This window comes from Klebsiella sp. 141161 (assembly GCF_050600815.1).
Taxonomy (GTDB): domain Bacteria; phylum Pseudomonadota; class Gammaproteobacteria; order Enterobacterales; family Enterobacteriaceae; genus Klebsiella; species Klebsiella aerogenes.
The window spans coordinates 102912-127962 of the sequence record NZ_JAQIRN010000004.1 but is presented as its reverse complement, the minus strand read 5'-3'; the positions used below and the strand labels follow the sequence as shown (position 1 = coordinate 127962).

Below are 25051 nucleotides of genomic sequence, written 5' to 3'. Positions count from 1 at the left end.
GAGCCGCTTTTGCGCCGGATGGCGGCTAGCGCCTTACCCGGGCTACCAAAGGGCGCAGAACGGTAGCCCTGCTGAGCGCAGCGCGAGCAGGGAAAATTCTCGCCTCAGAAGTAATAGCCAATATTGACGTTAGTGCGGAAGTACCATTTGCCGCTGCCCTCGGACTGGGTGCTGGTCCAGCCGGTGGCGTTCAGCGCGCCGCCCCACGGATTAACATTCTTCGCCCAGCTGAGATCGACCCAGAACATCACCGGTAGCGCAAAGACCTGTACGCCAAGGGTGTTCATCTGCGAATCGCGCCAGCCGCTTTTATCTTTCCACAGCACGCTGTAGTCGTTGTAAAAACGCAGCTTCGACACGCCGCCCCACTTCACATCAACATCGCGGGCGACGTTCAGCGACGCGGTCGTCGCTTTCGCCGGGATCAGGTAGGCCGGCGTCAGGCCGTTGCCGCCCATCAGAATCGTATCGTCGCTGACGCCCGGCGGGTTCTTCGGATCGTATTGGTAGCGAATCAGCTGCGAGGTCAGCTGCCACGGCCCGTTATGCAACATGCCGTGCACGCCTGCTGCCCAGAAGGTGCCGTCGTCGTCGGTCTCGCGGTTGTGCAACCGCGCCAGCGCCAGCGAGCCGCCCAGCTCGTTATTCCAGCCGCCGCCGTGAAAATCCCGCGCAATACGCACGTTCACCTGGTCGCGCTTTTCATTATGCTGTTGATGCTGAGTCGGATAGATAGTGTTTTTCAGCCGATCGTAATCGCCAACGTCCGGCGCATAGCGCAAATTCTCCGGTTCCATCCATGGGAAATAGGCCACATCCAGTGACCAGTTATTATCATGATATTGATAGTTCACGCCGCTACCGGCGCTAACGCCAAAGCCTAAATAAAACGGAATACCATAGGACCAGCCAAATTGCGGATAAGGTTCAAGGCCAAATGGTTTGCCGGGGATCCCCAGCTGGATATTATTATTATTGTCGAAGCGATACCCTACGTAAGCGCGGTCGATGGCGTATTTACGGTGATCCTGGAACCAGAACCCGGCATCAAAGAAATAATTATCATAGAAGCCGCTGCTGTCGATACGGAATGTATCAAAACGCAGATGCGGCGGGTTGCGATAATTACTGCCTTTCCAGTCTTCATAGCGATAGTTTGCCCGCAACGCGCCGCCGAAATCTAGCCCGGCAAGATTATCCGCGCTGCGCCAGCCGATATGCGGGAACGGCTTGCCGTCGTCCGCCAGCGCCAGCCCACTGGTCGCGGCTGCCAGCAGCAGCGAAAGGAGTATTTTACGCATAGCACATCCCTCACTTTATTTTTATAAGCGATAAAAGACCGTCGATTAATATCGACTTATTATTTTGTCTCAGCGGTGAAACTCTTAATTAAATAACACGATGATTTTATTTTTGTTCCAAATATGAAACTCTGTTTATTATTTGATAGAAGAAAAATCGCACGCAGGATGTCGGGAGTCAAGGTATAAACCTTGAGCCATAACGCAATATCATTATTCTTCCGGAGTGATATTAATATTTGCGACATGGAAAGGAAAAGGGTCTCAAATATGAAACCAAAATACTTCCGGGTGATGACCATCGCTATATGGCGTACTGGTAATTGGCTAACTCTTTTACCGTCATCGGCAAGCCCTGCTTTAGCAGCATCTCCAGGAACTCATCGACGGTCATTGGAGGATGCTTGAGAGACTGCCGCTGCCTTCTCACCGCCTCCAACGCCAGAGCATGATTAAGGTCAAACAGGTCCGATATGAATACATCAGGATGAAGTGTTTCAATTTCAAATGGAAGCAATGATTCTGCTGGAAAGTCTTTATGATTTAACGTAACGATAATTTCAGCCTTCGCCCTGATTGCCGCAGCAAGGACATGCCGATCGTCAGGGTCGGGTAAAACTAGTCCGTTAATTAATCCTGCAAAACCTGTTACATTAGCATCCGGTAAAGCAGCATTCATGAGATCAACGGTACGACGCAGCGCTTCAGGGGCTATATCAGACCGATTTATAAGAAGATTCCTGCACCATTCATCGTGAATGAAGCGGCTCCATTTTGGTTGATAAAGTCCAGCGATCCCTAAGTGCATTAATAAATCCCTGAGCCGTGCTGGATATAATACACAAGCATCTAAAATCACCGGATAAGGTGAATGTCGCATTAATACATCCCTAAGTCCTGCGCCTGATCCGCCAGCGCTTGCATCGCGTCCAGGCTTTCCTGTTCCCTACGTTTTTTATACTCCATCAGATCGGCAAACAGAACCCGGCGATGGCGTCCAGTTTTATGAAATGGAAGCTTCCTCGCTTCCAGCAGTTTAACCATATGCGGACGAGAAACATTGAGGATATTCGCTGCTTCCTGGGTGGTGAGTTCAGCATGAACAGGAACAATCTGCACCGCGTTGCCACAAGCCAATTCCCCAAGGATCTCCATCAGCATAGTCAGAGCGCTGGTTGGCAACTCAATGGTATGAGTTTTGTCATCTTCACCCACAATCGCAATACGCTGCGTTTCAAGATGAGTAGAAAGGTATGCCGCCAGCTCACGCTGCCCGCGCTGGGCAAGTTCACTCTCCAGCGGGTCCGGAAGGTTCAGTTTAGTCATGCGCTTGTCTCCAATGGCCATGTATAAATTATAATCGCAATATTCGAAACTCACAATATTCGAAATAAACGAAACTCGCCAATGTCGCATTCGCCGATTTTCACTTTTTTTATATAACTGTTATCGCCGCCGGGCCGTTTTTCCCGACGGTAGACCGGTCTATCCTCGACGCATTCGCACCATGAATCCTCTTTGTAGACCGGAGAACCTATGAAAGCCATTGCCATTACCCAGGCCGCCGCCGACGGCAACAACATTCCCTTTTTACGCGATATCGATCTGCCGGATCCGCAGGCGCAGGGGCACGATCTGCTGGTCGAGGTCAAAGCCATTTCGGTGAACCCGGTCGACACCAAAGTGCGCGCCGGGTTTAACGCCGATACCCCGCGGGTGCTGGGCTGGGATGCGGTTGGCGTGGTGAAAGCCGTTGGCGATGCGGTAACGCTATTCACGCCGGGCGATGAAGTGTGGTACGCCGGCGCGCTGGGCCGCCCCGGCAGCAACAGCGAACTGCAGCTGGTTGATGAACGCATCGTGGCGCTGAAGCCGCGCTCGCTGGAGAATGCCGCCGCCGCCGCGCTGCCTCTGACCGCTATCACCGCCTGGGAATTACTGTTCCACCGCCTTGGCGTGCAGGAAGGCGGTAACGCCGGCGATACGCTGCTGATTGTCGGCGCGGCGGGCGGCGTTGGCTCTATCCTCACCCAGTTGGCCAGCAAACTCACCAATATGACGGTAATTGGCACCGCATCGCGCCCGGAAAGCCAGAAGTGGGTACGCGAGGCCGGGGCGCATCACGTCATCGACCACAGCAAACCGCTCGGTGAAGAACTGGCGAAAATCGGCATTCATGCCGTGACCCACGTCGCCAGCCTGACCAATACCGATCAGCATTTTAACGAACTGATCGCCGCGCTCGCCCCGCAGGGTAAGCTGGCGCTGATTGATGACCCGGAGAGCCTGGACGTGGTGCCGCTGAAAGCGAAAAGCATTTCGCTGCACTGGGAATTTATGTTCACCCGCTCAATGTTTGAGACGGATGATATGATCGCCCAACATCAGCTACTGACCCGCGTCGCCGCGTTGATTGACGATAACACGCTGCGCACCACCCTTGGCGAGCACTACGGAACCATCAACGCCGCCAATCTGCAAAAAGCCCACGCTAAGCTGGAAACCGGGAGCTCGGTCGGCAAAATCGTGCTGGAGGGTTTTTAAATGCGCGATGAGGCCATTTCGCCCATCGCGCCTTGATATCACGAGCGTCTCACCTCGGTGAGGCGCCTTTTTTAACCCTTCGAGCTGCGCTTTTCTCATCCTGCCCTAACCAGGCTACGCTTACCCTTGCCGCACAAAAAACGTTCACTCCCTTCCGCTTGATTTATCACGCTATTGCACAAGAGGTAATGCTATGCAGATCAACGCTATAGGTACGTACTCCGCCAGCCAGCCGCTCGAATCGATGTCTATCACCCGCCGCGAACCCGGCCCACAGGATGTGCAGATCGCCATTGCATACTGCGGCGTCTGCCATTCCGATCTCCATCAGGCGCGAGCGGAATGGGCCGGGACGCTGTATCCCTGCGTGCCGGGGCATGAAATCGTTGGCCGGGTGACGGCGGTCGGCGATGCCGTCTCAGGTTACGCCGTTGGCGATCTGGTGGGCGTCGGCTGTATGGTGGATAGCTGTAAGAAGTGCGAGGAGTGCGCTGAGGGACTGGAGAACTACTGCGACCATATGGTGCTGACCTATAACGGGCCGACCCAGGACGCGCCAGGGCACACGCTCGGCGGTTATTCACAGCAGATCGTGGTCAATGAACGCTACGTACTGCGGATAAACCATCCCGAAGCGCAGCTCGCCGCCGTCGCGCCGCTATTGTGCGCCGGGATCACTACCTATTCGCCGCTACGCCACTGGCACGCCGGGCCGGGCAAAAAAGTCGGCGTCGTCGGCATCGGCGGGTTGGGGCATATGGGGATCAAGTTGGCCCACGCCATGGGGGCCCACGTGGTGGCCTTTACCACCTCGGAATCCAAGCGTGACGCGGCCAGAGCGTTGGGCGCGGATGAAGTAGTGGTGTCGCGCAACGAAGACGAAATGGCGGCCCACGTCAAAAGCTTCGATTTCATCCTCAACACCGTGGCGGCGCCGCACAATCTCGATGCCTTCACCACGCTGCTGAAACGCGATGGCACCATGACGCTGGTTGGCGCCCCGGCTACGCCGCATCCATCGCCGGAAGTGTTCAATCTGATCTTCCGCCGCCGCTCGATTGCCGGCTCGATGATCGGCGGTATCCCGGAAACCCAGGAGATGCTCGACTTCTGCGCCGAACACGGCATCGTCGCCGATATCGAGCTGATTCGCGCCGATCAGATCAACGAAGCATGGGAAAGAATGGTCAAGGGCGACGTGAAATATCGCTTCGTGATCGACAGTTCGACTCTCGCCGGCTAAACGCCGCGGCGGAAAGTCCGCCGCCACTCCGTCGGGCTAACGCCAAAACGCGCTTTAAACTGCTGGCGCCAGGTCACGGCGGAAAGATAGCCCACCGCTTCCGCCACCTGCTCGACCGGCAAATCCCCCGCTTCGAGCAGGCTCTGGCTGCGGCGCAGACGTTCAGCGGTCAACCAGTCGGCAATGCTCATCCCGGTCGCCCTGGCGAAGTGGCGGGTCAGGGTACGGCGGCTCATCGCCACCACCTCGGCCAGCGAATCAAGATTATGCGGCTCGGCAATGTGCTGCTGCAGATAATCCAGCAGACAATTAATCCGCGCATCGCGGGTGTTGCGCGGCACCGGCTGGGCGATAAACTGCGCCTGGCCGCCCTCGCGGTGCGGCGGCACGATCATCCGCCGGGCGATCTGGTTGGCGGCGAGGCTGCCAAAACGCTGGCGAATGATATACAGGCAGCAATCTAGCGCCGCCGCGGTACCCGCCGAGGTAATTACCTTCTGGTCATCGACGTACAGGGCGTTGATATCGAGCTGCACCTGCGGAAACAGGCGCTGGAAATCCTGCTCGAACTCCCAGTGGGTCGCCGCCCGCTTACCGTCGAGCAGCCCGGCGTAGCCAAGGACAAATGCGCCGAGGCACAGGCCGACGATTTCTGCGCCGTTATCCCGCGCCCGAATCAGGCTCGCGATCAACGCCTGCGGCGGGCACTGATTGACCTCGCCCCAGTAGGGCACCACCACGATATCCGCCTGTTCCATCGCGGTAAAATCACCGCTGGCGTACAACGCAAAGCCGTCGCGGGCGCTGAGTAATCCCGGCTGTTCGGCGCAAATCTGCAGATTAAAACGTTTGGTTTCCGAGACCGTATCGCCAAACAGCATACAGGGGACGGCATAATGAAACGGGCTAAAGCCCTCTACGGCGACAATCGCCACGTCGGTTAATTTCATCATTCCTTCCCCTTGAGCAGGTTAATAAACAACGGTTTCCCCATCCTGCGGAATACTGACTACCCCGGCAATCTGATTATCCGCGACGTACTGGCGCATCTCTTCGCGGCTCACCAGACAATGGTTGACTGCCTCCAGGTGGATGGCCATGATTTTCGCTTCCGGCAGGGCGAAATGCGCCTTCAACAGGTCCTCTTTGCCCATGATGATCGGGCCAAAGCCGATAACGTGAGCGTAGCCGGCGTTCAACACCACCACATCCGGGCGCAGCTTCAGCATGTCGGCTTCAATCTCATCGCGCCAGATGGTATCGCCAACCAGCCACAGCGTCTTCTCCTGCGGATGACGGAACACCACGCCGCAGGCCTCGCCCAGACGTTCAGCCATCGCCGGTACCGCGTAGGTACGGTCGCTGCCATGTTGCCCGGAAGTGGTTTTCTGCAGGCTAACGCCGGCAAATACACTGTCTGCCGACAGCAGGCGGATATCCTGAAATCCCTGGCTGCGCAGCAGCGCGGCGTCGGCCTCATGCTGGACGAAAACCGGCAGGGTTTTCGGGATCGCCGCGATCGCCGCCTCGTCCCAATGATCGTCATGGGTATGGGTGACGATAACCGCATCGACGTCGATAATTTTTTCACGAGAAAACGGCAGCGCCACCAGCGGATTGCGTAGCTCGCTGCGCGCGGTTCCTGGAAATCCCGGCCAGGCGCCTTTGTCCGCCAGCATCGGGTCAATCAGGAATTTTTTACCTGCGTATTCAATAACCTGTGTAGCATTTCGGATATGGGTGATGTTCATGTTAGCGTTCCTCTGTGGGGTAATCTGACGAACATCGTACTGAGTACCAGCCTGGCGCAATATGGGCGTTTGGGCAATGATCGATGGAATCGGGCCAACCTGCGACGGTTGCCAATCACAGCCGGCTATGTTGTTCTGAAGGTTAGACTTTCTACAGGAATGGCAGGATGAAAAAGAAACTAACCGCCGCCGATATGCATAATCCGCAGGTCATCGCCGAGACGCCGTGGTTCAGCATGCGCAAGGTAGGTATTGATGTCGCCCCCGGCGAGCGGCGCGACTTTTATTCCATTCACTACCCACGCCCGGCGGTCGGGATTGTGGCGCTCCAGGACGACAAAGTGCTGCTGATTCGCCACTACCGTTATCTTATCGATAAGGTGGTATGGGCCATTCCCTCTGGCGGCGTCGATGAAGGGGAAGAGCCCGCCGTCGCCGCGCTGCGCGAACTGCGCGAAGAGACCGGCTGGCAGGCGCAACACGCTGAGGAAATCATCCGCTACAACCCGTCATACGGCAGCAGCGACCAGCTGTTTATCACCTGGCTCGCCACCGATTTAAGCTGGGTTGGCATGGACGCAGATCAGGATGAAGTGATGGAAACCGGCTGGTTTACCTTCGAGGAGATAAACCAGCTGATCGCCCGCGGCGAAATGCCGGACGGGCTGTCTCTGGTGCCGCTGCTGCACCTGATGGCGCAGCGTAGATGATTACCAGCCCGGTACCGCGCCGCCGTTGAAGATGGTTTCTGCCGCCTTCGCCACTTCCGGCGACTGGTACGACCGCATAAACTCTTTCACGTTTTCGGCATCTTTATTGTCTTCACGCGCCACAATGATGTTCACGTACGGCGAGTTTTTGTCTTCAATAAAGATGCCGTCACGCACCGGCGATAACCCGGTTTGCTGCAGGTAGGTGGTACTGATAATAGCGACATCGACCTTCGGATCGTCCAGCACCCGCGGCAGTTGCGCCCCTTCCAGCTCCATAATTTTCAGATTACGCGGGTTACTGGTGATATCCACCGCCGTCGGCAGCAGGCCGGTACCCGCTTTGAGGGTAATCAGCTGCTCTTTTTGCAATAACAATAGCGCGCGGCCGAGGTTGGTCGGGTCGTTGGGAATGGCGATAGTCGCGCCATCTTTAATATCGGCAACGGATTTAATCTTGCGCGAATAGCCGGCCATGGGAAAGACGAAAGTATTGCCGATGGCCACCAGGTGGTAGCCGTGCGCTTTGTTGTCTTGTTCCAGATAGGGACGATGCTGGAAGACGTTGGCATCCAGCTCCCCGGCGTTGGTAGCATCGTTCGGCAACAGCGAGCCGCTAAAGCCTACCAGCTCGACGTCGAGGCCATACTTTTCTTTCGCCACCTTCTTCGCCACTTCCGCCACATCCTGTTCCGCGCCGTTAATCACGCCGACTTTTATGTGTTTGGCATTGTCATTCTTCTGGTCACAGCCCGCTAATAGCAGGCCAGCCAGCATCACTGCCGCCGCCGTGCGTAAACGCAATTTCATCGTTAGTACCCCATCAGTCCATGGAAAATCATTATTATTTTTCGAGCAAAACTATAACGATTTTGTGTTCGATTTTTAAACACGAAAAGGTATCAATAAGATGAAAATCGTCTAAGCGCTTACGCTTACCGGGCTACCGGCCGAATGCCCAATCGTAGCCCGGATGAGGCGTTAGCCGACATCCGGGACCCTTCCCCGGTGGCGCTTACGCTTACCGGGGCTACTGACTACCGGCCGAATGCCTAACCATATCCGGGGAAATACGCTTAACTCAGGTCAACGTTTTTACTGGCGAACAGCCAGGTGAGCACAAAACCGCATAGATACGAAACCGCCAGACCGCCGGCGTACACCGCCATTCCGGCATAAATTCCGCTACCGGAGGTCATCAGCGGCAGCGCCACCAGCCCCGAGGGGCCGAACACCGTGTTCAGGCCGACCGGCAGCCCCAGCCAGGCGATCAGGCCCACGAAGAAACCGCCGCAGGCGCCGCCGATACAGGCGGTGATAAATGGTTTCATACGCGGCAGGGTCACGCCGTAAATCAGCGGTTCGCCAATGCCGAGGAAGCCCGGAATAATCGCCCCTTTGATCTGGGTTCGCAGCAGCGAATCGCGCTTTGCGCGCCAGAACAGCGCCAGCGCCGCGCCCACCTGCCCGGCCCCGGCCATCGCCAGGATCGGGAACAGCGAGTTAAAGCCCTGCGCATCCACCAGCGCAAAATAGACCGGTACAAACCCCTGATGCACGCCGAACATCACCGCCAGCAGGAACAGCCCTGCCAGCACCGCCGAGCCAAACGGATTGCCGTTAAGATGCAGGAACAGCCACGACATACCGGTAAACAGCCAGCCGCCAATCGGCATAATCACCGTAAAGGTCACCGCGCCCATAATCAGCAGCGTCACCGCCGAGGTAAGGATCATATCGAGGTTAGCAGGCATTATCCGCCGCACCTGACGTTCTACCCACGCGCCAATAATCGAGGCGATTAGCACGCCGATAATATTGCCGCGCGGGTCGATACCGTGGCCGAAGAAGGTCGAAATTCCGGCGTAGAATCCGCTGGTCGCTTCCGGGTTGTAGCCCAGCACGAACAGCGAGGCGATAATCGCGCCGTTCACGCCAGAACCGCCGAAGACTTTCTGAGCGTTATAGCCAATCAGGATACTCAGGAAGGTAAACATCCCTTTGCTGAATACCTTCATGTAGCCAATCAGCGCCACCAGGCTGGCGTTAGGGTGCGCGTTCTCCAGCACGAAGATTTGTTCCGCCAGCGTAGCAAAGCCCAGCAGCAGCCCGACGGCGATGAAGCCGGGGATCAGCGGCGTAAAAATAGTGGCGAACTTCGCGAGAAACTTCTGTACACCGCTGGTCTGCTTGCTCTTTAACGCCTGCTTTTTCTCCGCTGCCACATCCGCCAGCGAGGCGGCTGCCTGCGGCGCCGCTTCCATCAGGCCGTTCATCATTTCCGCGGCGGTCTGCGCCTTGCCGGGGCCTAATACCACCTGGAACTGTTCATCGCTGACGATAACCCCCATCACGCCATCAATCTGGCGAATGGCGGCGCTATCGGCCAGGCTTTCATCGCGCAGGGTCAAGCGCAGGCGCGTCATGCAGTTACCCGCCTGCGCCACGTTTGCGGCCCCGCCGACGTGGGCCAGGATCCGCTCTATCATCTCTTTAGTTATTTTTGCCATTGCCTGTTACCTGTCTGTCGGCGCTCAGGTGTTGCTTAGCGCCTTGCGGATATAACCGTTGTTTTTCGCCAGCAGCGACTGCGCTTCTGCGGCGCTTAAGTCAGCCAACACCATCACAATCGCCGTCTTACAGTGGCGGCCACAGGCATCCAGCGCATTCTGCGCGGTGGCGCGATCGCAGTCGGTCGCTTCCATCACGATAGACACCTGGCGCTCAATCAGCTTGGCATTGGTCGCTTCGACATCCACCATCAGGTTGCTGTAGACCTTACCGATGCGGATCATCGCCCCGGTGGAGATCATATTCAGCACCAGTTTCTGCGCGGTGCCGGCTTTCAGGCGGGTCGATCCGGTAACCACTTCCGGGCCGACCACCGGGGTAATCGCCACGTCCGCCAGCTGCGCCATTTCACCGTGCGGGTTACAGCTGACGATAGCGACAAACGCATTCTGGCTATGGGCGTATTCCATCGCGCCAATGACGTACGGCGTACGCCCGCTGGCCGCCAGCCCCACCAGCACATCGCGGTTGCTGAAGTTAAGGTTCTGCAGATCCATCGCCCCTTGCGCTTTATTGTCTTCCACGTTTTCCACGGCGCTCAGAATCGCTTTATGTCCGCCGGCGATAATCCCCACCACCTGCTCCGGACGGGTGCCAAAGGTCGGCGGGCATTCGCTGGCGTCCAGAATACCCAAACGCCCCGACGTGCCGGCGCCGATGTAAATCAGCCGTCCCCCGGCCCGCAGCGCCGCCGCCACTTTATCCACGACTTCCGCTATCTGCGGCAAGTAAGGCGTTATCGCCTGCGCCACTTGCTGATCTTCCTGGTTTATCACCGTCAGCATGTCGACGGTGGAGAGGGTGTCAATGTTGGCGCTGTTGGCGTTGCGTCGCTCGGTCAGCAGTTTGCTCAGGTCGATACTCATAAAAACCTCGTTATTCTCAGTTGCGCGCAGTATAAGGAATTTTTTATTCCATTCATGTGAAGAGTATCACGATTAATACGCTTGGGATAATAGGATAATTGTAGGTATAGCTAGAGATATTGCGGTAATAAAGGTGGAATATTTTATTACCGCAATCTGGAGTTAACGCACGTGTCAGTGGGGATTAAGGTGCTATAACGCCTCCGAAGAGGAACATTAATTGGCGCCGCCGCCCAGCGATTGCCAGAGCGTAATGCGGTTATTGAGGTCGGTCTGCTGCAGCGACAGCAGCGTCGCCTTCGCCGACCACAGCGTCCGCTGGGCGGTCAGCACCGACAGATAATCGCCAACCCCGGCCTGATAACTCTTCATCGCGATATCCAGCGACTTCTGCTCGGCGGCAACATACTGCTGCTGGGCATCGAGCTGTTCACTCAGCGTTTCCCGGCGCGCCAGCGCATCGGCAACGTCCTTAAAGGCGCTCTGAATGGATTTCTCGTAGGTGGCAATCAGCCCCTTTTTCTCAGCCTGCGCATAGCGTAGCTGCGCCAGATTACTGCCGCCGGTGAACAGCGGCAGGCTGATGGACGGGGCGAACGACCACACCTGCATGCCATGGCTAAACAGCGACGATAGCGAATCGCTGCCGACCCCGGCGCTGGCGGTCAGCGAAATGGACGGGAAAAAGTTCGCTCGCGCCGCACCGATATCGGCATTAGCGCTCTTGAGATTATGTTCCGCCTCCTGAATATCCGGCCGGCGCAACAGTACCGATGATGATACCCCCGCCGGCACCAGCGCGATGCTGTTATCCCCCAGGCTCTCCAGCGTACCGGGCAGCAGGCTCTCCGGCACGGTTTCCCCGGCCAGTAGGTTAATGGCGTTTTTATCCTGCGCCACCAGCGTACGATAGCTGGCGACGCTGGCTCGCGCCTGCTGATAGACGCTTTCCGCCGAACTTAAATCACCGGCGGAGGCGGTGCCCACCGCCATCTGGCGAGCGACGATTTTACGCGAGTTCTCCGCGCTTTCCATCGTCTGCTGCGCCAGCGCCAGATTGCTATTATCCGTCGCCAGCGTCACCCAGGCGGTGGTCAAATCGGCAATCATCGTCAGTCGGGTATTTTGCGCGGTGAATTCGCTGGCAAGCCAGCTTTCTCGCGCCGCGCGTGACAGGCTCTGGTTCTTGCCGAACAAGTCCAGTTCGAAGCTCGAGACCGCGCCGTCAGCCTGCGAGGTAGAACTTAGGCCGCTGGCGATCGTTTTGCTGCGGGTATGGCTCAGCTCGGCATCGACGGTGGGAAACAACGATGCGCGCGTTTCGCCATACTGGGCGCGAGCGGCTTCAATATCGGCCAATGCCTTTTGCACATCGCGGTTGCTATTAAGCGCGATGCTGACCACTTTTTTTAGCCGCGCATCATTGACCACTTTTTGCCAGTCACCGACCACCGCCGTCGATTCGCCGTGCGCGCCGGGAAGGGTCGCCGGCACCGGCGCGGCCGGGCGCTCGTAGTGCGGGTCAAGAGAGACGCAGCCCGCGGTCAGGAGCGCGATAAACATTAAACTCAAACGAAACATAACTTACTCCTGAGAAGGACTTGGGCGGGTAAAGAGACGCTTCACCAGCACAAAGAACAGCGGGACGAAGAACACCGCCAGCAGCGTCGCCGTCAGGGTGCCGCCGATAATCCCGGTACCGATCGCCACGCGGCTGTTGGCCCCGGCGCCGGTAGCAATGGCCAGCGGCAGTACTCCGGCGATAAATGCCAGCGAGGTCATGACAATCGGGCGCAGACGGGTCTGCGCGGCGCGGATCGCCGCCCGCGAGAGCGAATAGCCCTCATCCACCGCGGATTCAGCGAATTCAACGATAAGAATGGCGTTCTTCGACGACAGGCCAATAGTCGTCAACAGCGCCACCTGGAAATAGACGTCGTTACTTAAGCCGCGCAGCGTGGCCGCCAGCGCCGCGCCAAGCAGGCCTAACGGGATGACCATGATCACCGAGAACGGCACCGACCAGCTTTCATACAGCGCCGCCAGGCACAGGAACACCACCAGAATCGAAATGGCGTACAGGCTCATCGCCTGGCCGCTGGCCAGTTTTTCCTGTAGCGAAATACCGCTCCATGCCCAGGTGGAACCCGCCGGCAGGCTATCGGCCAGTTTTTCCATTTTGTCCATTGCCGCCCCTGAGCTGAAGCCCGCGGCGTTTTCCCCCTGGATCTCAAAGGCGGCTGAGCCGTTGTAGCGTACCAGGCTTTCCGGGCCGTATTCCCAATGGGTGGTGGCGAACGCGGTGAACGGCGTCATGCTGTTATCGCTGCCGCGGACAAACCATTTACCAAGATCGGACGGCACGGCGCGCGCGTCGCTCTCGCCCTGGATATAGACTTTTTTCACCCGGCCGCGATCGATAAAGTCGTTGACGTACGTGCCGCCCCAGGCGCTGGAGAGCGTATCGGTCACGTCGCTGAGCGACAGCCCCAGCGAGACGGCTTTGTTGTTATCGATATCCACCTGCAGCTGTGGCATTTGTGGCAGATCGTTGGCGCGAACCGATTGCAGTTCGCCGCTCTGATTGGCTGCGGCCAGCAGTTGGCTGCGCAGCTTCATCAGGCTATCGCGATCGGTACCCCCGCTGGCCATCAGCTCGAAAGTGAAGCCGTTACTTTGCCCAAGGCCGTCCACCGATGGCGGCGTCATGGCGAACAGGGTGGCGTCGCGGATCGCGCCCAGCTCTTTGTTGGCGCGCAGCGCAATGGCTTGCGCGGTATTTTCGTCGCCTTTGCGCTGCGACCAGTTTTTCAATGAGACGAAGGCCATACCGGCATTCTGACCGCTGCCGCTGAAACTGAAGCCGTCGACGGTGAAGATAACCTCGGTATTGGCTTTCTCTTTGGTGAGGAACCAGTCGGTCACCTGACGGCGCACCTCGGCGGTACGCACCGCCGTCGCCCCGGCAGGCAAGGTGTACTGGACCATGATTTCGCCCTGATCCTCCACCGGCAGGAAGCTGCCCGGCAGTTTCCACATCGCCAGCGCCATCGCCCCGCAAATCAAGGCGTAAGCGCCCATCATCACCGCGCCGCGGCGTAGGCCGCCGAGTACGCGACGCTGGTAGCCCTCTTCTGTACGCCCCCACAGGCGATTAAAGGCGCCGAAGAAGCCTTTGTCATGAGGTTTGGAGTGGCTTAGCAGCGCGCCGCACAGCGCCGGAGTGAGGGTTAGCGCTACCACCACCGACAGCATCATCGCCGAGATGATCGTCACCGAGAACTGGCGATAGATTACCCCGGTCGAACCGCCGAAAAAGGCCATTGGCAGGAATACCGCCGACAGCACCAGGGCGATCGCCACCAGCGCGCCGGAGATTTCGCCCATCGATTTTTCGGTGGCTTCGCGGGCAGGCAGTCCTTCGTCGCGCATAATACGTTCGACGTTTTCCACCACCACAATGGCATCATCCACCAGCAGGCCGATCGCTAGCACCATGGCGAACAGCGTCAGGGTATTAATGGAGTAGCCGAACAGCGCCAGCACCCCGAAGGTACCAAGTAACACGACCGGTACCGCTACCGCCGGAATGAGCATCGCGCGGAAGTTCTGCAGGAACAGATACATTACGCAGACCACGAGAATAATCGCTTCAAACAGCGTCTGGATCACGTCCTCGACCGAGATTTTGATGAACTCGGTGCTGTCTTTCGGGTAGGCGATATCGTAGCCCTGAGGCATCTGACGCTGGAATTCAGCGATTTTGCTTTTCACCAGCGTCGCGGTATCCAGCGCGTTGGCGCCGGGCGCCATCATTACCGCAATCCCGGCGGCGGGGTGGCCGTTCAGATTAGCGGTAGCGGTGTAATCCTCGCTGCCCATTTCCACCCGCGCGACATCGCTCAGGCGCACCACTGAACCGTCTGACTGGCTCTTTACAATGATCGCTTTGAACTGGTCAGATGTTTGCAGCCGCGACTGCGCGCGCACGGTAGCAGTCAATTGCTGGGCATTGGACGACGGTAGCGCGCCGATTTTACCCGCGGAGACCTGCACGTTCTGCGCCTCAATCGCCGACTGTACGTCGGAAGGCATCAACGAGTAAGAGGCGAGTTTGGTCGGATCCATCCAGATGCGCATCGCGTATTCGGCGCCGAATACCTGCAGGCTGCCGACGCCCTCCACGCGCGCCAGCGGGTCCTGCATATTGCTGACCAGCCAGTCGGAGATATCAGAACTGGTGGCGCGGTTGGTTTTGTCATACACCGCGAGGATTAACAGGAAACTGCTTTGCGATTTTTCTACCGTTACGCCAGATTGCTGTACTTCACTCGGCAGACGCGATTCCGCCTGCTGCACTTTGTTTTGTACCTGTACCTGAGCGGTATCCGGATCGGTTCCCTGCTCAAAGGTGACGGTAATACTCACCGTACCATCCGAACTGCTGGTGGAGGTGAAATAAAGTAAGTTATCCAGTCCGGTGAGCTGCTGCTCGATAACCTGGGTGACGCTGTTTTCCAGGGTTTCTGCGGAAGCTCCGGTATAGGTAGCGGATATTTTGACCGCCGGCGGGGCGACGTCCGGATATTGCCCCACCGGCAGCGTGCGGATCGCCAGCGCCCCGGCAAGCATGATAAGGATAGCGATCACCCAGGCAAAGACCGGGCGCCGTACGAAGAAACGGGAGAACATCAGGCATTGCCTCCGTTATTTTTGACGGCAACGGCCTTCACCGCTTGTCCGGGGGATACTTTACCGGTGCCTTCGACAATCAGCTTGTCGCCCGCTTTCAGACCGCTCAGCACCAGCCATTTATCGCCGTAGGTATCGCCGGTTTGCACGGTACGCTGCTCAACGTTGTTGTCGGCATCGACAACTAGCGCCGTGGCGTCGCCTTTGGCATCGCGGGTGATACCCTGCTGCGGCGCGAGGATCGCGTCGTTCATGATGCCTTCATCGATACGCGCGCGGACAAACATTCCCGGCAGCAGGACGTGCTGCGGGTTGGGGAAGATGGCGCGCAGGGTCACCGAGCCAGTGGATTCATCGACGGCGACTTCGGTGAGCGCCAAATGCCCTTTTTCGGGATAGCTACTGCCATCTTCAAGGGTTAACGTCACGCTGAGGGTATCGCTGTTGCTGGCCAGGCTCTGCCTGCGTAAACGCAGGAGATCGACACTGGATCGCGTCAGATCGACATACATGGTGTCGAGGCCGCGGATCGTCGCCAGCGCGGTATCCTGGTCTGCAGAGACCAGCGCTCCCGGCGTGACCGAGGAGATGCCGATGCGCCCGGCAATCGGCGCGGTGACGGTGGTCCAGTTCAGGTTGATGCGCGCGCTCTCAAGCGCCGCTTTTTTCGACTCCACGCTGGCCTTGTCCTGGGCGCAGGCGGAGGCAGCGTCGTCGGCATCCTGGCGAGAGACGCCGTTATCTCTGACCAACGACGCGTAGCGCTGAGCTTTCTGGCAATCAGAGACCACCAGCGCCTGTGCCTGCTTCAACGCGGCCGCCGCTTCGTTCCAGGCGGCGCGATAACTGGAGGGATCGATCTGGTAAAGGGCCTGCCCGGCCTTCACCATATCGCCTTCGGTAAACAGGCGCTTCTGAATGATACCGCCGACCTGCGGACGCACTTCGGCGCTGAGCGAGGCGGTCGTGCGGCCAGTCAGTTGACTGACAACCGGCACCGGCTGGGCTTGCAGCGTTACAATTCCCACCTCCGGCGTGGGTTGTTGCGGCGCAGTTGTCTGCGCATTATCGCATCCGCTCAGGAGAAATAATGCTGTCGCGATGGGGGCTATGATGTGTTTCATTTTATTTTCTCAAGATGTAAGACGTCCCCCCGTGAATTAAATCGCGAGGAAAAGATGGGCGCTGCGACATTTTCGTCTCAATGAAAATATCGAAATGGAGCGTAGATGTTCCTTAACACTATTATTATTGTGGGGATTCTCAGCCCGCCCTTTCGAAAGTCATGGAAAGGTTATTTCGCTTACTTTGAACGACAAAATTAAGACAAAAAATAATGGAGAAAATAAGAATATTTTGTGAAAGTCAGTAGAGGAAAATATAACGATTGCCTGTGCAACTGGAGAAACTTAATGGCTCTAATAATTACAAAAAGCATTAATCCCGACGATCAACAAGAATTGCTGGCAGGCCTGCGTGAATACAATTCACGCTACCTCGACCCGACGCAGTTTGGCGATCTGGGCATTTACTCCCGCGATGAGCAAGCGGTGATGCGTGGCGGGCTTATCGCCAAACGCAAAGGCAACTGGTTGTGTATCGAATACTTGTGGGTGAGCGAAGAGATGCGCGGCAACGGCCTGGGCCGCGAGCTTATGCAGGAAGCGGAACAGCAGGCGCAGGCGTTGGGCTGCAGTCATTTGCTGGTCGATACCTTTAGCTTCCAGGCGCTGCCGTTTTATCAGAAATTAGGCTATCAGTTGCAGATGTCGCTGCCCGATTTCCCGCACGCGGGTATGCAACGCCACTATTTATCGAAGACGCTGTAACGATAACCGTGGATAAGGCGCGACTTTTGCGCCGGATGGCGGCTACGCCTTATCCGGCCTACAGTTCTTTGGTAGCCCGGACAAGGCGCAACGCGCCGCCTCCGGGAAAATCCCTGCGCCAGGAGAGCCATAACGCAGAAGCAGTGTCGGTATCTGCATTGACACAAAATCATACCTTAACCGCCGACCCCGTGGCCCATTAACGCCAGCGCGTGGCTAACAATGGTCTGCCGGGTTACCGCCTGTAAACGCGGGTCGCTATGGATGCGCGAGAATGGCACCAGCACCAGGCTAATCACCGTGGTAAACAGCAGTTCCGGCGCCAGCGCCGGGTTAATTTTCCCCTCCTGCTGCCAGCGGCGAACCGTCTCCAGCATCACCTGAAAACGCTCCTCGCCGAAGCGCGCATCCATGTGCTGGCGCAGCATCGGCATCTCGCCGATGATCTCCTGCATCCACAGCGGCGCGAACCAGGCATTTTGCTCCGCCATGTCCGCCAGCGTCTCAACCATCATCGTCAACGCCGTCACCGGATCCTGCGGATGGTCGACAAAAATGCGGCTGATATCGTTACGCAGCGGCATAAAGCGCTCTTCCAGCAAATTCTCAATCAGCGCTTCCCGCGACGTAAAATAGTAATTCAGCATCGCCGGCGTCACCCCGGCCTCTTTGGCAATGGCATTTAGCGACACGCGGGCCGCGCCGTGGCGAGCAAACAGCGCCAGGGCGATATCTATCAACTGCTCGCGGTTAGCGGTTCCCGGCTTTTTACCGCGTGGCCGACCGGGGCGGCGCGGCGCTTCATTAGCTTTTAGTGCTGGCATATGCTGGCGATCTCTTGACCCGATTCATCATTTCCCTAAATATTAATTATGCATTTAATTAATTTCAAGCGAGTGATGCAATGACATCTGAAGTCGCAAACCAACCGGCGCCCTCAATCCGCCTGCTGTTCAGCGCCCTGCTGCTGGTGATGCTACTGTCGGCGCTGGACCAGACCATTGTCTCCACCGCCTTGCCTACTATCGTTGGCGAGCTCGGCGGGCTGGATAAACTTTCGTGGGTGGTCACCGCCTATATCCTCAGCTCGACCATCGTAGTGCCGCTGTACGGTAAATTCGGCGATCTTTTCGGGCGCAAAATCGTGCTGCAGGTGGCGATCGTGCTGTTTCTTGCCGGTTCCGCGCTCTGCGGGCTTGCGCAAAATATGACGCAATTGGTACTGATGCGCGCGCTGCAGGGGCTCGGCGGCGGCGGCCTGATGGTGATCAGCATGGCGGCGGTCGCCGACGTTATCCCACCCGCCAACCGTGGGCGCTATCAGGGGCTGTTCGGCGGCGTCTTCGGCCTGGCGACGGTTATCGGCCCGCTGATCGGCGGTTTCCTGGTACAGCACGCCTCGTGGCGCTGGATTTTCTATATCAACCTGCCGCTGGGTCTGTTCGCGCTGCTGGTTATCGGCGCGGTATTCCACAGCAGCAACAAACGCAGCCAGCATCAGATTGACTGGCTGGGGGCGATTTACCTCAGCATGGCGCTGTTGTGCATCATCCTGTTTACCTCGGAAGGCGGCAGCGTCCATGCGTGGAATGACCCGCAGCTGTGGTGCATTCTGGCCTTCGGCATCGTGGGGATCATCGGTTTTATCTACGAAGAGCGGATTGCCGCCGAGCCGATTATTCCGCTGTCGCTGTTCCGCAACCGTAGCTTCCTGCTGTGCAGCCTGATTGGCTTTGTTATCGGCATGTCGCTGTTCGGTTCGGTCACTTTCCTGCCGCTCTATCTGCAGGTGGTGAAAGAGGCGACGCCAACCGAGGCCGGGTTACAGTTAATCCCGCTGATGGGCGGCCTGCTGCTGACCTCCATCATCAGCGGCCGGGTGATTAGCCACACCGGGAAATACCGGATTTTCCCGATTATCGGTACCCTGCTCGGCGTGACCGGCATGGTGCTGCTGACCCGCATCACCATTCATTCGCCGATGTGGCAGCTTTATCTGTTTACCGGCGTGCTCGGCGCGGGTCTGGGGCTGGTGATGCAGGTACTGGTGCTGGCGGTACAGAACGCGATGCCGGCGCAGATGTACGGTGTTGCCACTTCCGGCGTGACCCTGTTCCGCTCGATTGGCGGCTCCATCGGCGTGGCATTGTTCGGCGCGGTCTTTACCCATGTGCTGCAAAATAACCTGCAGAAACTGCTGCCTGAGGGCGCGGTGCTGCCGCCAGCCATGAACCCGGTGGCGGTACAGCATCTGCCAGCGGCGATCCGTCTCGATTATCTCGACGCCTTCGGCGCGGCGATCCATGCGGCATTCCTGATGGCGGCCTGCATTATGGCCGTCGCGTTTGTCCTTTCCTGGCTATTGAAGGAGGCGCCGCTGAAAACCGCGGCGCATTAAACGGCCCCGGCAATGCGTAGCAAGGACTGGCGCAGCGCCGGCGCGGCAAAATCGATAAATTTCCGCAGCTTAAGCGGAGCCAGCTCCCGCGCGGTATATAACAAATGAACCGGCGCGGGCTCCGGCTCGACGCTTTCCAGCAGCAGACGCAGTTCCCCGCAGCGCAGGCCATCCAGCGCCTGGTAGTGCAGCAAGCGGGCCACGCCAACGCCCAGCCGGGCGGCATCGGCGGCGCTCTCCGGCGTGGTGACGGCCAACACCGGCGGCAGATTAATCAGCTGATCTTCCCGTTCAACGGCGCGAAAGCGCCAGCCGCGATAAGGCATCGGCGATTCAATACGGATGATCGGCAACGCCGCCAGATCGCGCGGACGCTGCGGTTCGCCGTATTTCGCCAACAGCGCGGGATGGGCGCAGGCCACAATACGCATCGCGCCCAGCCGGGCCGCCACCATGCTGCTATCAGCCAGTTCGCCAATCCGTACCGCCAGATCGATATGGTCGCCGACCAGATCGGCATTACTGTCGCTAAGTAACAAACGTACGCGAATTTGCGGATAACGGGCGATAAATTCACTAATGATTGGCAGAACGTGCTGGCGACCAAACATCGTCGGCGCGGAGATCACCAGCTCGCCCTTCGGCTCCTGGTATTCACCCGTTGCCCGGCGTTCGGCGTTTTCCACCTCTTCGAGGATCCGCCGCGCAGCGGCGACATAATCGACGCCGGCATCAGTGAGGGTGAGTTTACGGGTGGTGCGCGTCAATAAACGGACTCCCAGCGCGCTCTCCAGCTCGCCGATATTACGGCTCACGGTCGTTAGCGGCATATTCATCGCCCGCGCCGCCGCCGACATACTGCCCAGTTCAGTGACTTTCACCAGCAGCGCCATAGCGCTTAATCGGTCCATTATTCTCCCGTTATCTGGAAAGATGATTACCAGGTAAGCAGTATTATCATTTTTCACAGCACAGTCCATGATAGCCCCCTACCTTCAGGAGGCGTTATGGCAGCAACCTTTCTCGATATCGCTATCACCCCGGATGTCATGGATGTGCAACATGAAATGGGCAGCGACCAGCTGTGGCAAACGCCGCACAGCCGCCGTCAGGCGGATCGCTTCGGCGCCAGCGAAGAAGGGATGATCGCTACCCGCGACAGTTTTTATCTGGCGACGGTGTCGCAAAGCGGCTGGCCCTACATTCAGCATCGCGGCGGCCCGCCGGGTTTTCTGCGCCTGCTGGATGACGCCACGCTGGCCATGGCCGATTTCGGCGGTAATCGCCAGTACATTACCACCGGCAACCTGCGCGGCAGCGACCGGGCCTGCCTGTTTTTGATGGATTACCCGCGCCGTGCCAGGCTGAAGATCTACGCTACCGTCGAGGTGCTGGCGGCGGAAGAGCAGCCTGAGCTGCTGGCGTTAGTGACGCCGGCAAACTATCGCGCCCGCATCGAACGCCTGTTTCGTTTTCATCTGCAGGCTTTTGACTGGAACTGCCCGCAGCACATTACGCCGCGCTACAGCGCACAGCAGGTCGCGGAATACAGCCAGAGCCTGCAAGAGCGTATTCATGAACTGGAGCAGGAGAATCAGCGCCTGCAGCATCAATTATCCCCAAAAGGAGAGTCCTGATGAGCGAACAACGTCCCCCGTTACCGCCGTTCACCCGCGACAGTGCAGTGCAGAAGGTGCGCGCCGCAGAAGATGGCTGGAACAGCCGCGATGCGCAAAAAGTCGCGCTGGCTTATACCGTGGATAGCGAATGGCGCAACCGCAGCGAATTTGTCCACGGACGGGGGCAAATCGTGGAGTTTCTGCAGCGAAAATGGCGTAAAGAGCTGCAATACCGGCTGATTAAGGAGCTATGGGCGTGGCAGGAGAATCGCATCGCCGTACGCTTCGCCTATGAGTGGTGCGACGACAGCGGCAACTGGTTTCGTTCGTACGGCAATGAAAACTGGCAGTTTGATGAGCACGGCCTAATGTCCACACGCTACGCCTGCATTAACGATTTGCCGATCGCGGAAAGCGAGCGCCTGTTCCACTGGCCCCAGGGTCGCCGCCCTGACGATCATCCGGGGCTAAGCGAACTGGGACTGTAAACAGGCGCGCGACGACGGGTTAATCGGCTTTCGGGAAGTCCACTACCGTGTCGTTAACCCGGTTCACCATGTTGGTGAACAGGATGGCGCTGACGGCGCTGATGATCTCAATCACCTGCTGGTCGCTAAAACCGGCGTGACGCAGCGCGGCGACATCCGCTTCCGGCAGCGTACCGGTGGTGGTCACCAGCGTTTGGGCGAATTTCGCCAGCGCGTCCAGGCGCGCATCTTCCGTATACTCGCCGCGGCGCAGGGCGTGGATTTGCTCGCCGCTGAAGCCCGCTTTTTTGGCCATCAGGGTATGGGCGGCCAGGCAGTAATCACAGCCGGTCGCTTCGCTGACCGATAAATTAATCGCTTCCAGCTCCTGCGCGCTAAGGCTGCTTTTATGCAGCATCGCGTTGTGCGCCAGCGCCTGCTGCAGCGCCGCCGGCGAGTGGCCGCCGATGGTCAGATAGGCATTCGGTACTTTACCCATCGCTTTTTTAATTCCGGCGAAAATATCGGCGGCTTTACCGGTGGCATCTTGTTCACGGATATCGGCTAAACGGCTCATGGTGTACTCCTGTTATTTGAGGGTATGTTGTGGCAATGGAGACATCTTAGTGGTCGGCGACGTGCTAGACTGGCGCTCTTCGTCTCATTTTTTTGTCTTATCGTCTCAGGAGTCGCATGGATAGTTTGAGCCATCTGTTGACGCTGCTGGCCCCGCGTTGCGAAGTGAATCTGCATTGCCGTTTCGGCGGCCGCTGGCAGGCCGGACACGATCAAATGCGAGCGGGCGTGGTGCCGTGGCACTTTGTGTTGCACGGCGAAGGGCGCCTAACCGTCGGCCATCAAACCCGCCACATGCGCGCCGGCGACGTGATCCTGCTGCCGCACGGTTCGCCGCATCTGATGGAGAGCCTGGTGGAGTGGGGTCAGGTACTGCCCGTCGCCCACCGCTTTAACGGCACGCTGACGGAAGTGCGTACCGCCGTGGAAAGCGACGCGCTGGAGATGCTGTGCGGCGAGTTTTACTTCGGCCCGCACGTCAACTGGCTGTTCGCCGAAGAGTCGGCGCTGATCCATTTACATACCGATGAGCGCGAAGATTGCCCGGAACTGGATATTTTGCTTAACGTGCTGGTGCGCGAAAGCCTGGCGGAACATCCCGGCGGCAGCGCTATCGTACGCAGTCTTGGCGATACGCTGCTGATACTGCTGTTACGTACCCTGCTCGGCGCGCGGGAGCCGCCGGGCGGCCTGCTGCGCCTGATGAGCGATGCGCGGCTGATGCCGGCCGTTCTCGCGGTACTGGCCGCGCCGGAACAGCCGTGGACTATCGAGAGCATGGCGGCGCGGGCGTTTTTATCGCGCGCCACCTTCGCCCGCCATTTTGCCCGCGTCTATCATCTGACGCCGCAGGCGTGGCTGTCGCAGCTGCGGATGGCGATGGCCGCTCGCCTGCTGCATCTCGATCGCCAGACGCGGCTGGAAGTGATTGCCGAACGCTGCGGTTTTCAATCACAGGCTTCGTTTGCGAAAACCTTTAAAAAACACTACGGCATGACGCCGGGCGAGTGGCGTCAGCAGTAAAACACGCGCCGCGTCGCCGCCGTGCTATGATTCCTGCTTTGCGCTATTTCACGCGAGGGAAAAATGGGTTCCAGCAAAAGAGGGATGTTGAACGTATTGATCGCCGCCGTCCTGTGGGGCAGTTCCGGGGTCTGCGCGCAGTACATTATGCAGCAAAGTCAGATGTCATCGCCCTATCTGACCATGATCCGCCTGCTGTTCGCCGGGCTGATTTTGCTGATGCTCGCCTTCGTTCACGGCGACAAAATTTTCCGCGTTATGCAAAACCGCAAAGACGCGCTCAGCCTGCTGTTTTTCTCGCTGGTCGGCGCGTTAACCGTACAGTACACCTTCCTGATGACCATCGAGAAGTCGAACGCCGCTACCGCTACGGTACTGCAATTTTTGTCGCCGACGATTATCGTCGCCTGGTTCGCGCTGGCGCGTAAGGCGCGGCCCAGCCCCTTTGTGCTGCTGGCGATTGGCACCTCGCTGGCCGGCACCTTCCTGCTGGTCACCCATGGCAATCCGACTTCGCTCTCCATCTCGCCGGCGGCGCTGTTCTGGGGGATCGCCTCAGCCTTCGCGGCGGCGTTTTATACCACCTATCCCTCAACGCTTATCGCCCGCTACGGCACGCTGCCGATCGTCGGCTGGAGCATGCTGATTGGCGGGGCGATGCTGTTGCCGTTTTATGGCAGCCAAAGCGCGAACTTTGTGGTGAACGGCCGTCTGCTGCTGGCGTTTTTCTATCTCGTGGTGATCGGTACCTCGCTGACCTTCAGCCTGTACCTCAACGGCGCCCAGCAGATTGGCGGCGCGAAAGCCGGGATCCTCAGCTGCGCCGAGCCGCTGAGCAGCGCCCTGCTCTCTCTCTTGCTGTTGGGTATTACCTTTACCCTGCCGGACTGGCTTGGGACGCTGTTGATTCTCTCTTCGGTCATTCTTATCGCGGTGGATTCCCGGCGGCGGGTACGCGCGGCGTAATAGCAATCGTCTGATTTTAAACAACAAAAAGTGTCTAACATTTGCGCAATTCACCTGCTGCGCATATAGTTGACTGAAGCGAAAAGTGAAGGAGAAGCGCCATGAAAGCGTGTTGGATGTTGTGTCTGGTTACTGCCCTTAGCGCCAGCGCGGCGTGGGCCGAATCGCCGCTGCAAAGCCTGCAGTTTGAGCAGCAAAAACAGCAGGTGTTGAAAGCGGTGAAGGAAAAATGCGCCCCGGCGAGCACCCTCAGCGATACCGATTTCGCCAATAAAATCCTCGCCTCGAAAGACAACCAGAGTTACGTTCGCGAAGCGACGCTGGCGAAAGAGCGCAATAATCAAAAAGGCTATCTGGCCGCCATTGATAAAATTCGCTGCCCGGAGAAATAACGGGCTGAATTATCAGGAAAACCGTTGCCACTCCAAATTATCCTGACCTGAGTTCGGTACTTCGCCGGACTCAGGCTTTACGTCCCATGAGGGCGTTACCCTC

General features: G+C 58.0%; 24 protein-coding genes. 10 read left to right on the top strand and 14 right to left on the bottom strand.

All coding sequences use genetic code 11. The annotated features are described in order from the left end of the window. Positions 1–104: 104 nt before the first annotated feature. The 3 genes from PGR79_RS12470 to PGR79_RS12460 form a co-directional block, all read right to left on the bottom strand. The gene (locus tag PGR79_RS12470) at positions 105–1301 is read right to left on the bottom strand and encodes a porin (RefSeq protein ID WP_113374064.1); all 1197 of its coding nucleotides are present in this window, start codon (positions 1299–1301) and stop codon (positions 105–107) included. A 304-nt stretch (positions 1302–1605) separates the two neighbouring features. Further along, positions 1606–2181 carry a PIN domain-containing protein gene (locus PGR79_RS12465; RefSeq protein WP_087858911.1) on the bottom strand — a complete coding sequence of 192 codons (576 nt, stop codon included), beginning with the start codon at positions 2179–2181 and terminating at the stop codon, positions 1606–1608. Further along, positions 2181–2627, bottom strand: a complete 447-nt coding sequence (locus tag PGR79_RS12460; RefSeq protein ID WP_015369110.1) for a helix-turn-helix domain-containing protein — start codon at positions 2625–2627, stop codon at positions 2181–2183. Before PGR79_RS12460 ends, PGR79_RS12465 begins: the two co-directional genes overlap by 1 nt. A 210-nt stretch (positions 2628–2837) precedes the next feature. Here PGR79_RS12460 and PGR79_RS12455 point away from each other — a divergent pair, with 210 nt between their 5' ends. Further along, positions 2838–3845 carry a zinc-binding alcohol dehydrogenase family protein gene (locus PGR79_RS12455; RefSeq protein WP_113374066.1) on the top strand — a complete coding sequence of 336 codons (1008 nt, stop codon included), beginning with the start codon at positions 2838–2840 and terminating at the stop codon, positions 3843–3845. Positions 3846–4038: 193 nt separating this feature from the next. After that, the gene (locus PGR79_RS12450; protein ID WP_271032697.1) at positions 4039–5088 is read left to right on the top strand and encodes an NAD(P)-dependent alcohol dehydrogenase; all 1050 of its coding nucleotides are present in this window, start codon (positions 4039–4041) and stop codon (positions 5086–5088) included. Here the strand turns inward: PGR79_RS12450 and PGR79_RS12445 are convergent. Next, positions 5085–6038: a GlxA family transcriptional regulator gene (locus tag PGR79_RS12445; protein ID WP_113374112.1), complete on the bottom strand. Its 954-nt coding sequence runs from the start codon at positions 6036–6038 to the stop codon at positions 5085–5087. The genes PGR79_RS12450 and PGR79_RS12445 overlap by 4 nt on opposite strands. A 21-nt stretch (positions 6039–6059) precedes the next feature. After that, positions 6060–6839, bottom strand: coding sequence for an MBL fold metallo-hydrolase (locus PGR79_RS12440; protein ID WP_047079826.1), 780 nt, complete (start codon positions 6837–6839; stop codon positions 6060–6062). Positions 6840–7006: 167 nt separating this feature from the next. Between PGR79_RS12440 and PGR79_RS12435 the strand changes: the two genes are divergently transcribed. Continuing rightward, positions 7007–7549 carry an NUDIX domain-containing protein gene (locus tag PGR79_RS12435; protein ID WP_020077657.1) on the top strand — a complete coding sequence of 181 codons (543 nt, stop codon included), beginning with the start codon at positions 7007–7009 and terminating at the stop codon, positions 7547–7549. On the opposite strand, the gene nlpA is transcribed toward PGR79_RS12435, so the two are convergent. From nlpA to eefA, 6 genes are all read right to left on the bottom strand, one after another. Then, a complete protein-coding gene (gene nlpA, locus PGR79_RS12430) occupies positions 7550–8359 on the bottom strand; it encodes a lipoprotein NlpA (protein WP_411325299.1) in 810 nt (269 codons plus the stop codon). A gap of 266 nt (positions 8360–8625) precedes the next feature. Continuing rightward, positions 8626–10059 carry a PTS N-acetylmuramic acid transporter subunit IIBC gene (gene murP / locus PGR79_RS12425; protein ID WP_430921766.1) on the bottom strand — a complete coding sequence of 478 codons (1434 nt, stop codon included), beginning with the start codon at positions 10057–10059 and terminating at the stop codon, positions 8626–8628. Positions 10060–10083: 24 nt separating this feature from the next. Next, positions 10084–10986 carry an N-acetylmuramic acid 6-phosphate etherase gene (gene murQ / locus PGR79_RS12420; RefSeq protein WP_015369100.1) on the bottom strand — a complete coding sequence of 301 codons (903 nt, stop codon included), beginning with the start codon at positions 10984–10986 and terminating at the stop codon, positions 10084–10086. Positions 10987–11202: 216 nt separating this feature from the next. Continuing rightward, positions 11203–12567 (bottom strand): multidrug efflux RND transporter outer membrane subunit EefC, encoded by a 1365-nt coding sequence (eefC, locus tag PGR79_RS12415; RefSeq protein WP_430921764.1) that lies wholly within the window; start codon positions 12565–12567, stop codon positions 11203–11205. A 3-nt stretch (positions 12568–12570) separates the two neighbouring features. Next, positions 12571–15678, bottom strand: a complete 3108-nt coding sequence (gene eefB / locus PGR79_RS12410; protein WP_430921762.1) for a multidrug efflux RND transporter permease subunit EefB — start codon at positions 15676–15678, stop codon at positions 12571–12573. Continuing rightward, positions 15678–16802, bottom strand: a complete 1125-nt coding sequence (gene eefA / locus PGR79_RS12405) for a multidrug efflux RND transporter periplasmic adaptor subunit EefA (protein ID WP_430921760.1) — start codon at positions 16800–16802, stop codon at positions 15678–15680. The genes eefB and eefA overlap by 1 nt, the downstream gene beginning before the upstream one ends. Positions 16803–17090: 288 nt before the next feature. On the opposite strand from eefA, the gene PGR79_RS12400 reads away from it, so the two are divergent. Next, complete coding sequence (locus tag PGR79_RS12400) at positions 17091–17507, top strand: GNAT family N-acetyltransferase (RefSeq protein WP_113374075.1); 417 nt, start codon at positions 17091–17093, stop codon at positions 17505–17507. Positions 17508–17683: 176 nt separating this feature from the next. Here the strand turns inward: PGR79_RS12400 and PGR79_RS12395 are convergent, their stop codons facing one another. Further along, positions 17684–18331, bottom strand: coding sequence for a TetR/AcrR family transcriptional regulator (locus PGR79_RS12395; protein WP_045390522.1), 648 nt, complete (start codon positions 18329–18331; stop codon positions 17684–17686). A gap of 80 nt (positions 18332–18411) precedes the next feature. Here PGR79_RS12395 and PGR79_RS12390 point away from each other — a divergent pair, with 80 nt between their 5' ends. Continuing rightward, a complete protein-coding gene (locus PGR79_RS12390) occupies positions 18412–19905 on the top strand; it encodes an MDR family MFS transporter (RefSeq protein WP_015369093.1) in 1494 nt (497 codons plus the stop codon). Here PGR79_RS12390 and PGR79_RS12385 read toward each other — a convergent pair. Then, positions 19902–20873 carry a LysR substrate-binding domain-containing protein gene (locus PGR79_RS12385; RefSeq protein ID WP_162750186.1) on the bottom strand — a complete coding sequence of 324 codons (972 nt, stop codon included), beginning with the start codon at positions 20871–20873 and terminating at the stop codon, positions 19902–19904. The genes PGR79_RS12390 and PGR79_RS12385 overlap by 4 nt on opposite strands. A gap of 39 nt (positions 20874–20912) precedes the next feature. Between PGR79_RS12385 and PGR79_RS12380 the strand changes: the two genes are divergently transcribed. Both PGR79_RS12380 and PGR79_RS12375 read left to right on the top strand, forming a co-directional pair. Continuing rightward, entirely contained in the window at positions 20913–21542 is a 630-nt protein-coding gene (locus PGR79_RS12380; RefSeq protein ID WP_063447230.1) for a pyridoxamine 5'-phosphate oxidase family protein, read from the top strand. Continuing rightward, entirely contained in the window at positions 21542–22012 is a 471-nt protein-coding gene (locus PGR79_RS12375) for a DUF1348 family protein (RefSeq protein WP_087858902.1), read from the top strand. Before PGR79_RS12380 ends, PGR79_RS12375 begins: the two co-directional genes overlap by 1 nt. 19 nt (positions 22013–22031) lie before the next feature. Here the strand turns inward: PGR79_RS12375 and PGR79_RS12370 are convergent, their stop codons facing one another. Next, entirely contained in the window at positions 22032–22568 is a 537-nt protein-coding gene (locus PGR79_RS12370) for a carboxymuconolactone decarboxylase family protein (RefSeq protein WP_113374077.1), read from the bottom strand. Between the two features lie 116 nt (positions 22569–22684). Here PGR79_RS12370 and PGR79_RS12365 point away from each other — a divergent pair, with 116 nt between their 5' ends. The 3 genes from PGR79_RS12365 to PGR79_RS12355 all read left to right on the top strand — a co-directional run bounded on the left by PGR79_RS12365 (position 22685) and on the right by PGR79_RS12355 (position 24948). Then, positions 22685–23590 (top strand): AraC family transcriptional regulator, encoded by a 906-nt coding sequence (locus tag PGR79_RS12365; protein ID WP_113374078.1) that lies wholly within the window; start codon positions 22685–22687, stop codon positions 23588–23590. Between the two features lie 63 nt (positions 23591–23653). Beyond that, on the top strand, positions 23654–24556 hold the full coding sequence (locus PGR79_RS12360) for an EamA family transporter (RefSeq protein WP_045375196.1): 903 nt from the start codon (positions 23654–23656) through the stop codon (positions 24554–24556). Between the two features lie 101 nt (positions 24557–24657). After that, positions 24658–24948: a YicS family protein gene (locus tag PGR79_RS12355; RefSeq protein ID WP_015369086.1), complete on the top strand. Its 291-nt coding sequence runs from the start codon at positions 24658–24660 to the stop codon at positions 24946–24948. Positions 24949–25051: the final 103 nt, after the last annotated feature.

Bases quoted from the DNA above. Each gene is read 5' to 3' on its own strand.
- PGR79_RS12470 (WP_113374064.1), bottom strand. From the start codon at position 1,301: ATGCGTAAAATACTCCTTTCGCTGCTGCTGGCAGCCGCGACCAGTGGG.
- PGR79_RS12465 (WP_087858911.1), bottom strand. From the start codon at position 2,181: ATGCGACATTCACCTTATCCGGTGATTTTAGATGCTTGTGTATTATAT.
- PGR79_RS12460 (WP_015369110.1), bottom strand. From the start codon at position 2,627: ATGACTAAACTGAACCTTCCGGACCCGCTGGAGAGTGAACTTGCCCAG.
- PGR79_RS12455 (WP_113374066.1), top strand. From the start codon at position 2,838: ATGAAAGCCATTGCCATTACCCAGGCCGCCGCCGACGGCAACAACATT.
- PGR79_RS12450 (WP_271032697.1), top strand. From the start codon at position 4,039: ATGCAGATCAACGCTATAGGTACGTACTCCGCCAGCCAGCCGCTCGAA.
- PGR79_RS12445 (WP_113374112.1), bottom strand. From the start codon at position 6,038: ATGAAATTAACCGACGTGGCGATTGTCGCCGTAGAGGGCTTTAGCCCG.
- PGR79_RS12440 (WP_047079826.1), bottom strand. From the start codon at position 6,839: ATGAACATCACCCATATCCGAAATGCTACACAGGTTATTGAATACGCA.
- PGR79_RS12435 (WP_020077657.1), top strand. From the start codon at position 7,007: ATGAAAAAGAAACTAACCGCCGCCGATATGCATAATCCGCAGGTCATC.
- nlpA (WP_411325299.1), bottom strand. From the start codon at position 8,359: ATGAAATTGCGTTTACGCACGGCGGCGGCAGTGATGCTGGCTGGCCTG.
- murP (WP_430921766.1), bottom strand. From the start codon at position 10,059: ATGGCAAAAATAACTAAAGAGATGATAGAGCGGATCCTGGCCCACGTC.
- murQ (WP_015369100.1), bottom strand. From the start codon at position 10,986: ATGAGTATCGACCTGAGCAAACTGCTGACCGAGCGACGCAACGCCAAC.
- eefC (WP_430921764.1), bottom strand. From the start codon at position 12,567: ATGTTTCGTTTGAGTTTAATGTTTATCGCGCTCCTGACCGCGGGCTGC.
- eefB (WP_430921762.1), bottom strand. From the start codon at position 15,678: ATGTTCTCCCGTTTCTTCGTACGGCGCCCGGTCTTTGCCTGGGTGATC.
- eefA (WP_430921760.1), bottom strand. From the start codon at position 16,802: ATGAAACACATCATAGCCCCCATCGCGACAGCATTATTTCTCCTGAGC.
- PGR79_RS12400 (WP_113374075.1), top strand. From the start codon at position 17,091: ATGGCTCTAATAATTACAAAAAGCATTAATCCCGACGATCAACAAGAA.
- PGR79_RS12395 (WP_045390522.1), bottom strand. From the start codon at position 18,331: ATGCCAGCACTAAAAGCTAATGAAGCGCCGCGCCGCCCCGGTCGGCCA.
- PGR79_RS12390 (WP_015369093.1), top strand. From the start codon at position 18,412: ATGACATCTGAAGTCGCAAACCAACCGGCGCCCTCAATCCGCCTGCTG.
- PGR79_RS12380 (WP_063447230.1), top strand. From the start codon at position 20,913: ATGGCAGCAACCTTTCTCGATATCGCTATCACCCCGGATGTCATGGAT.
- PGR79_RS12375 (WP_087858902.1), top strand. From the start codon at position 21,542: ATGAGCGAACAACGTCCCCCGTTACCGCCGTTCACCCGCGACAGTGCA.
- PGR79_RS12370 (WP_113374077.1), bottom strand. From the start codon at position 22,568: ATGAGCCGTTTAGCCGATATCCGTGAACAAGATGCCACCGGTAAAGCC.
- PGR79_RS12365 (WP_113374078.1), top strand. From the start codon at position 22,685: ATGGATAGTTTGAGCCATCTGTTGACGCTGCTGGCCCCGCGTTGCGAA.
- PGR79_RS12360 (WP_045375196.1), top strand. From the start codon at position 23,654: ATGGGTTCCAGCAAAAGAGGGATGTTGAACGTATTGATCGCCGCCGTC.
- PGR79_RS12355 (WP_015369086.1), top strand. From the start codon at position 24,658: ATGAAAGCGTGTTGGATGTTGTGTCTGGTTACTGCCCTTAGCGCCAGC.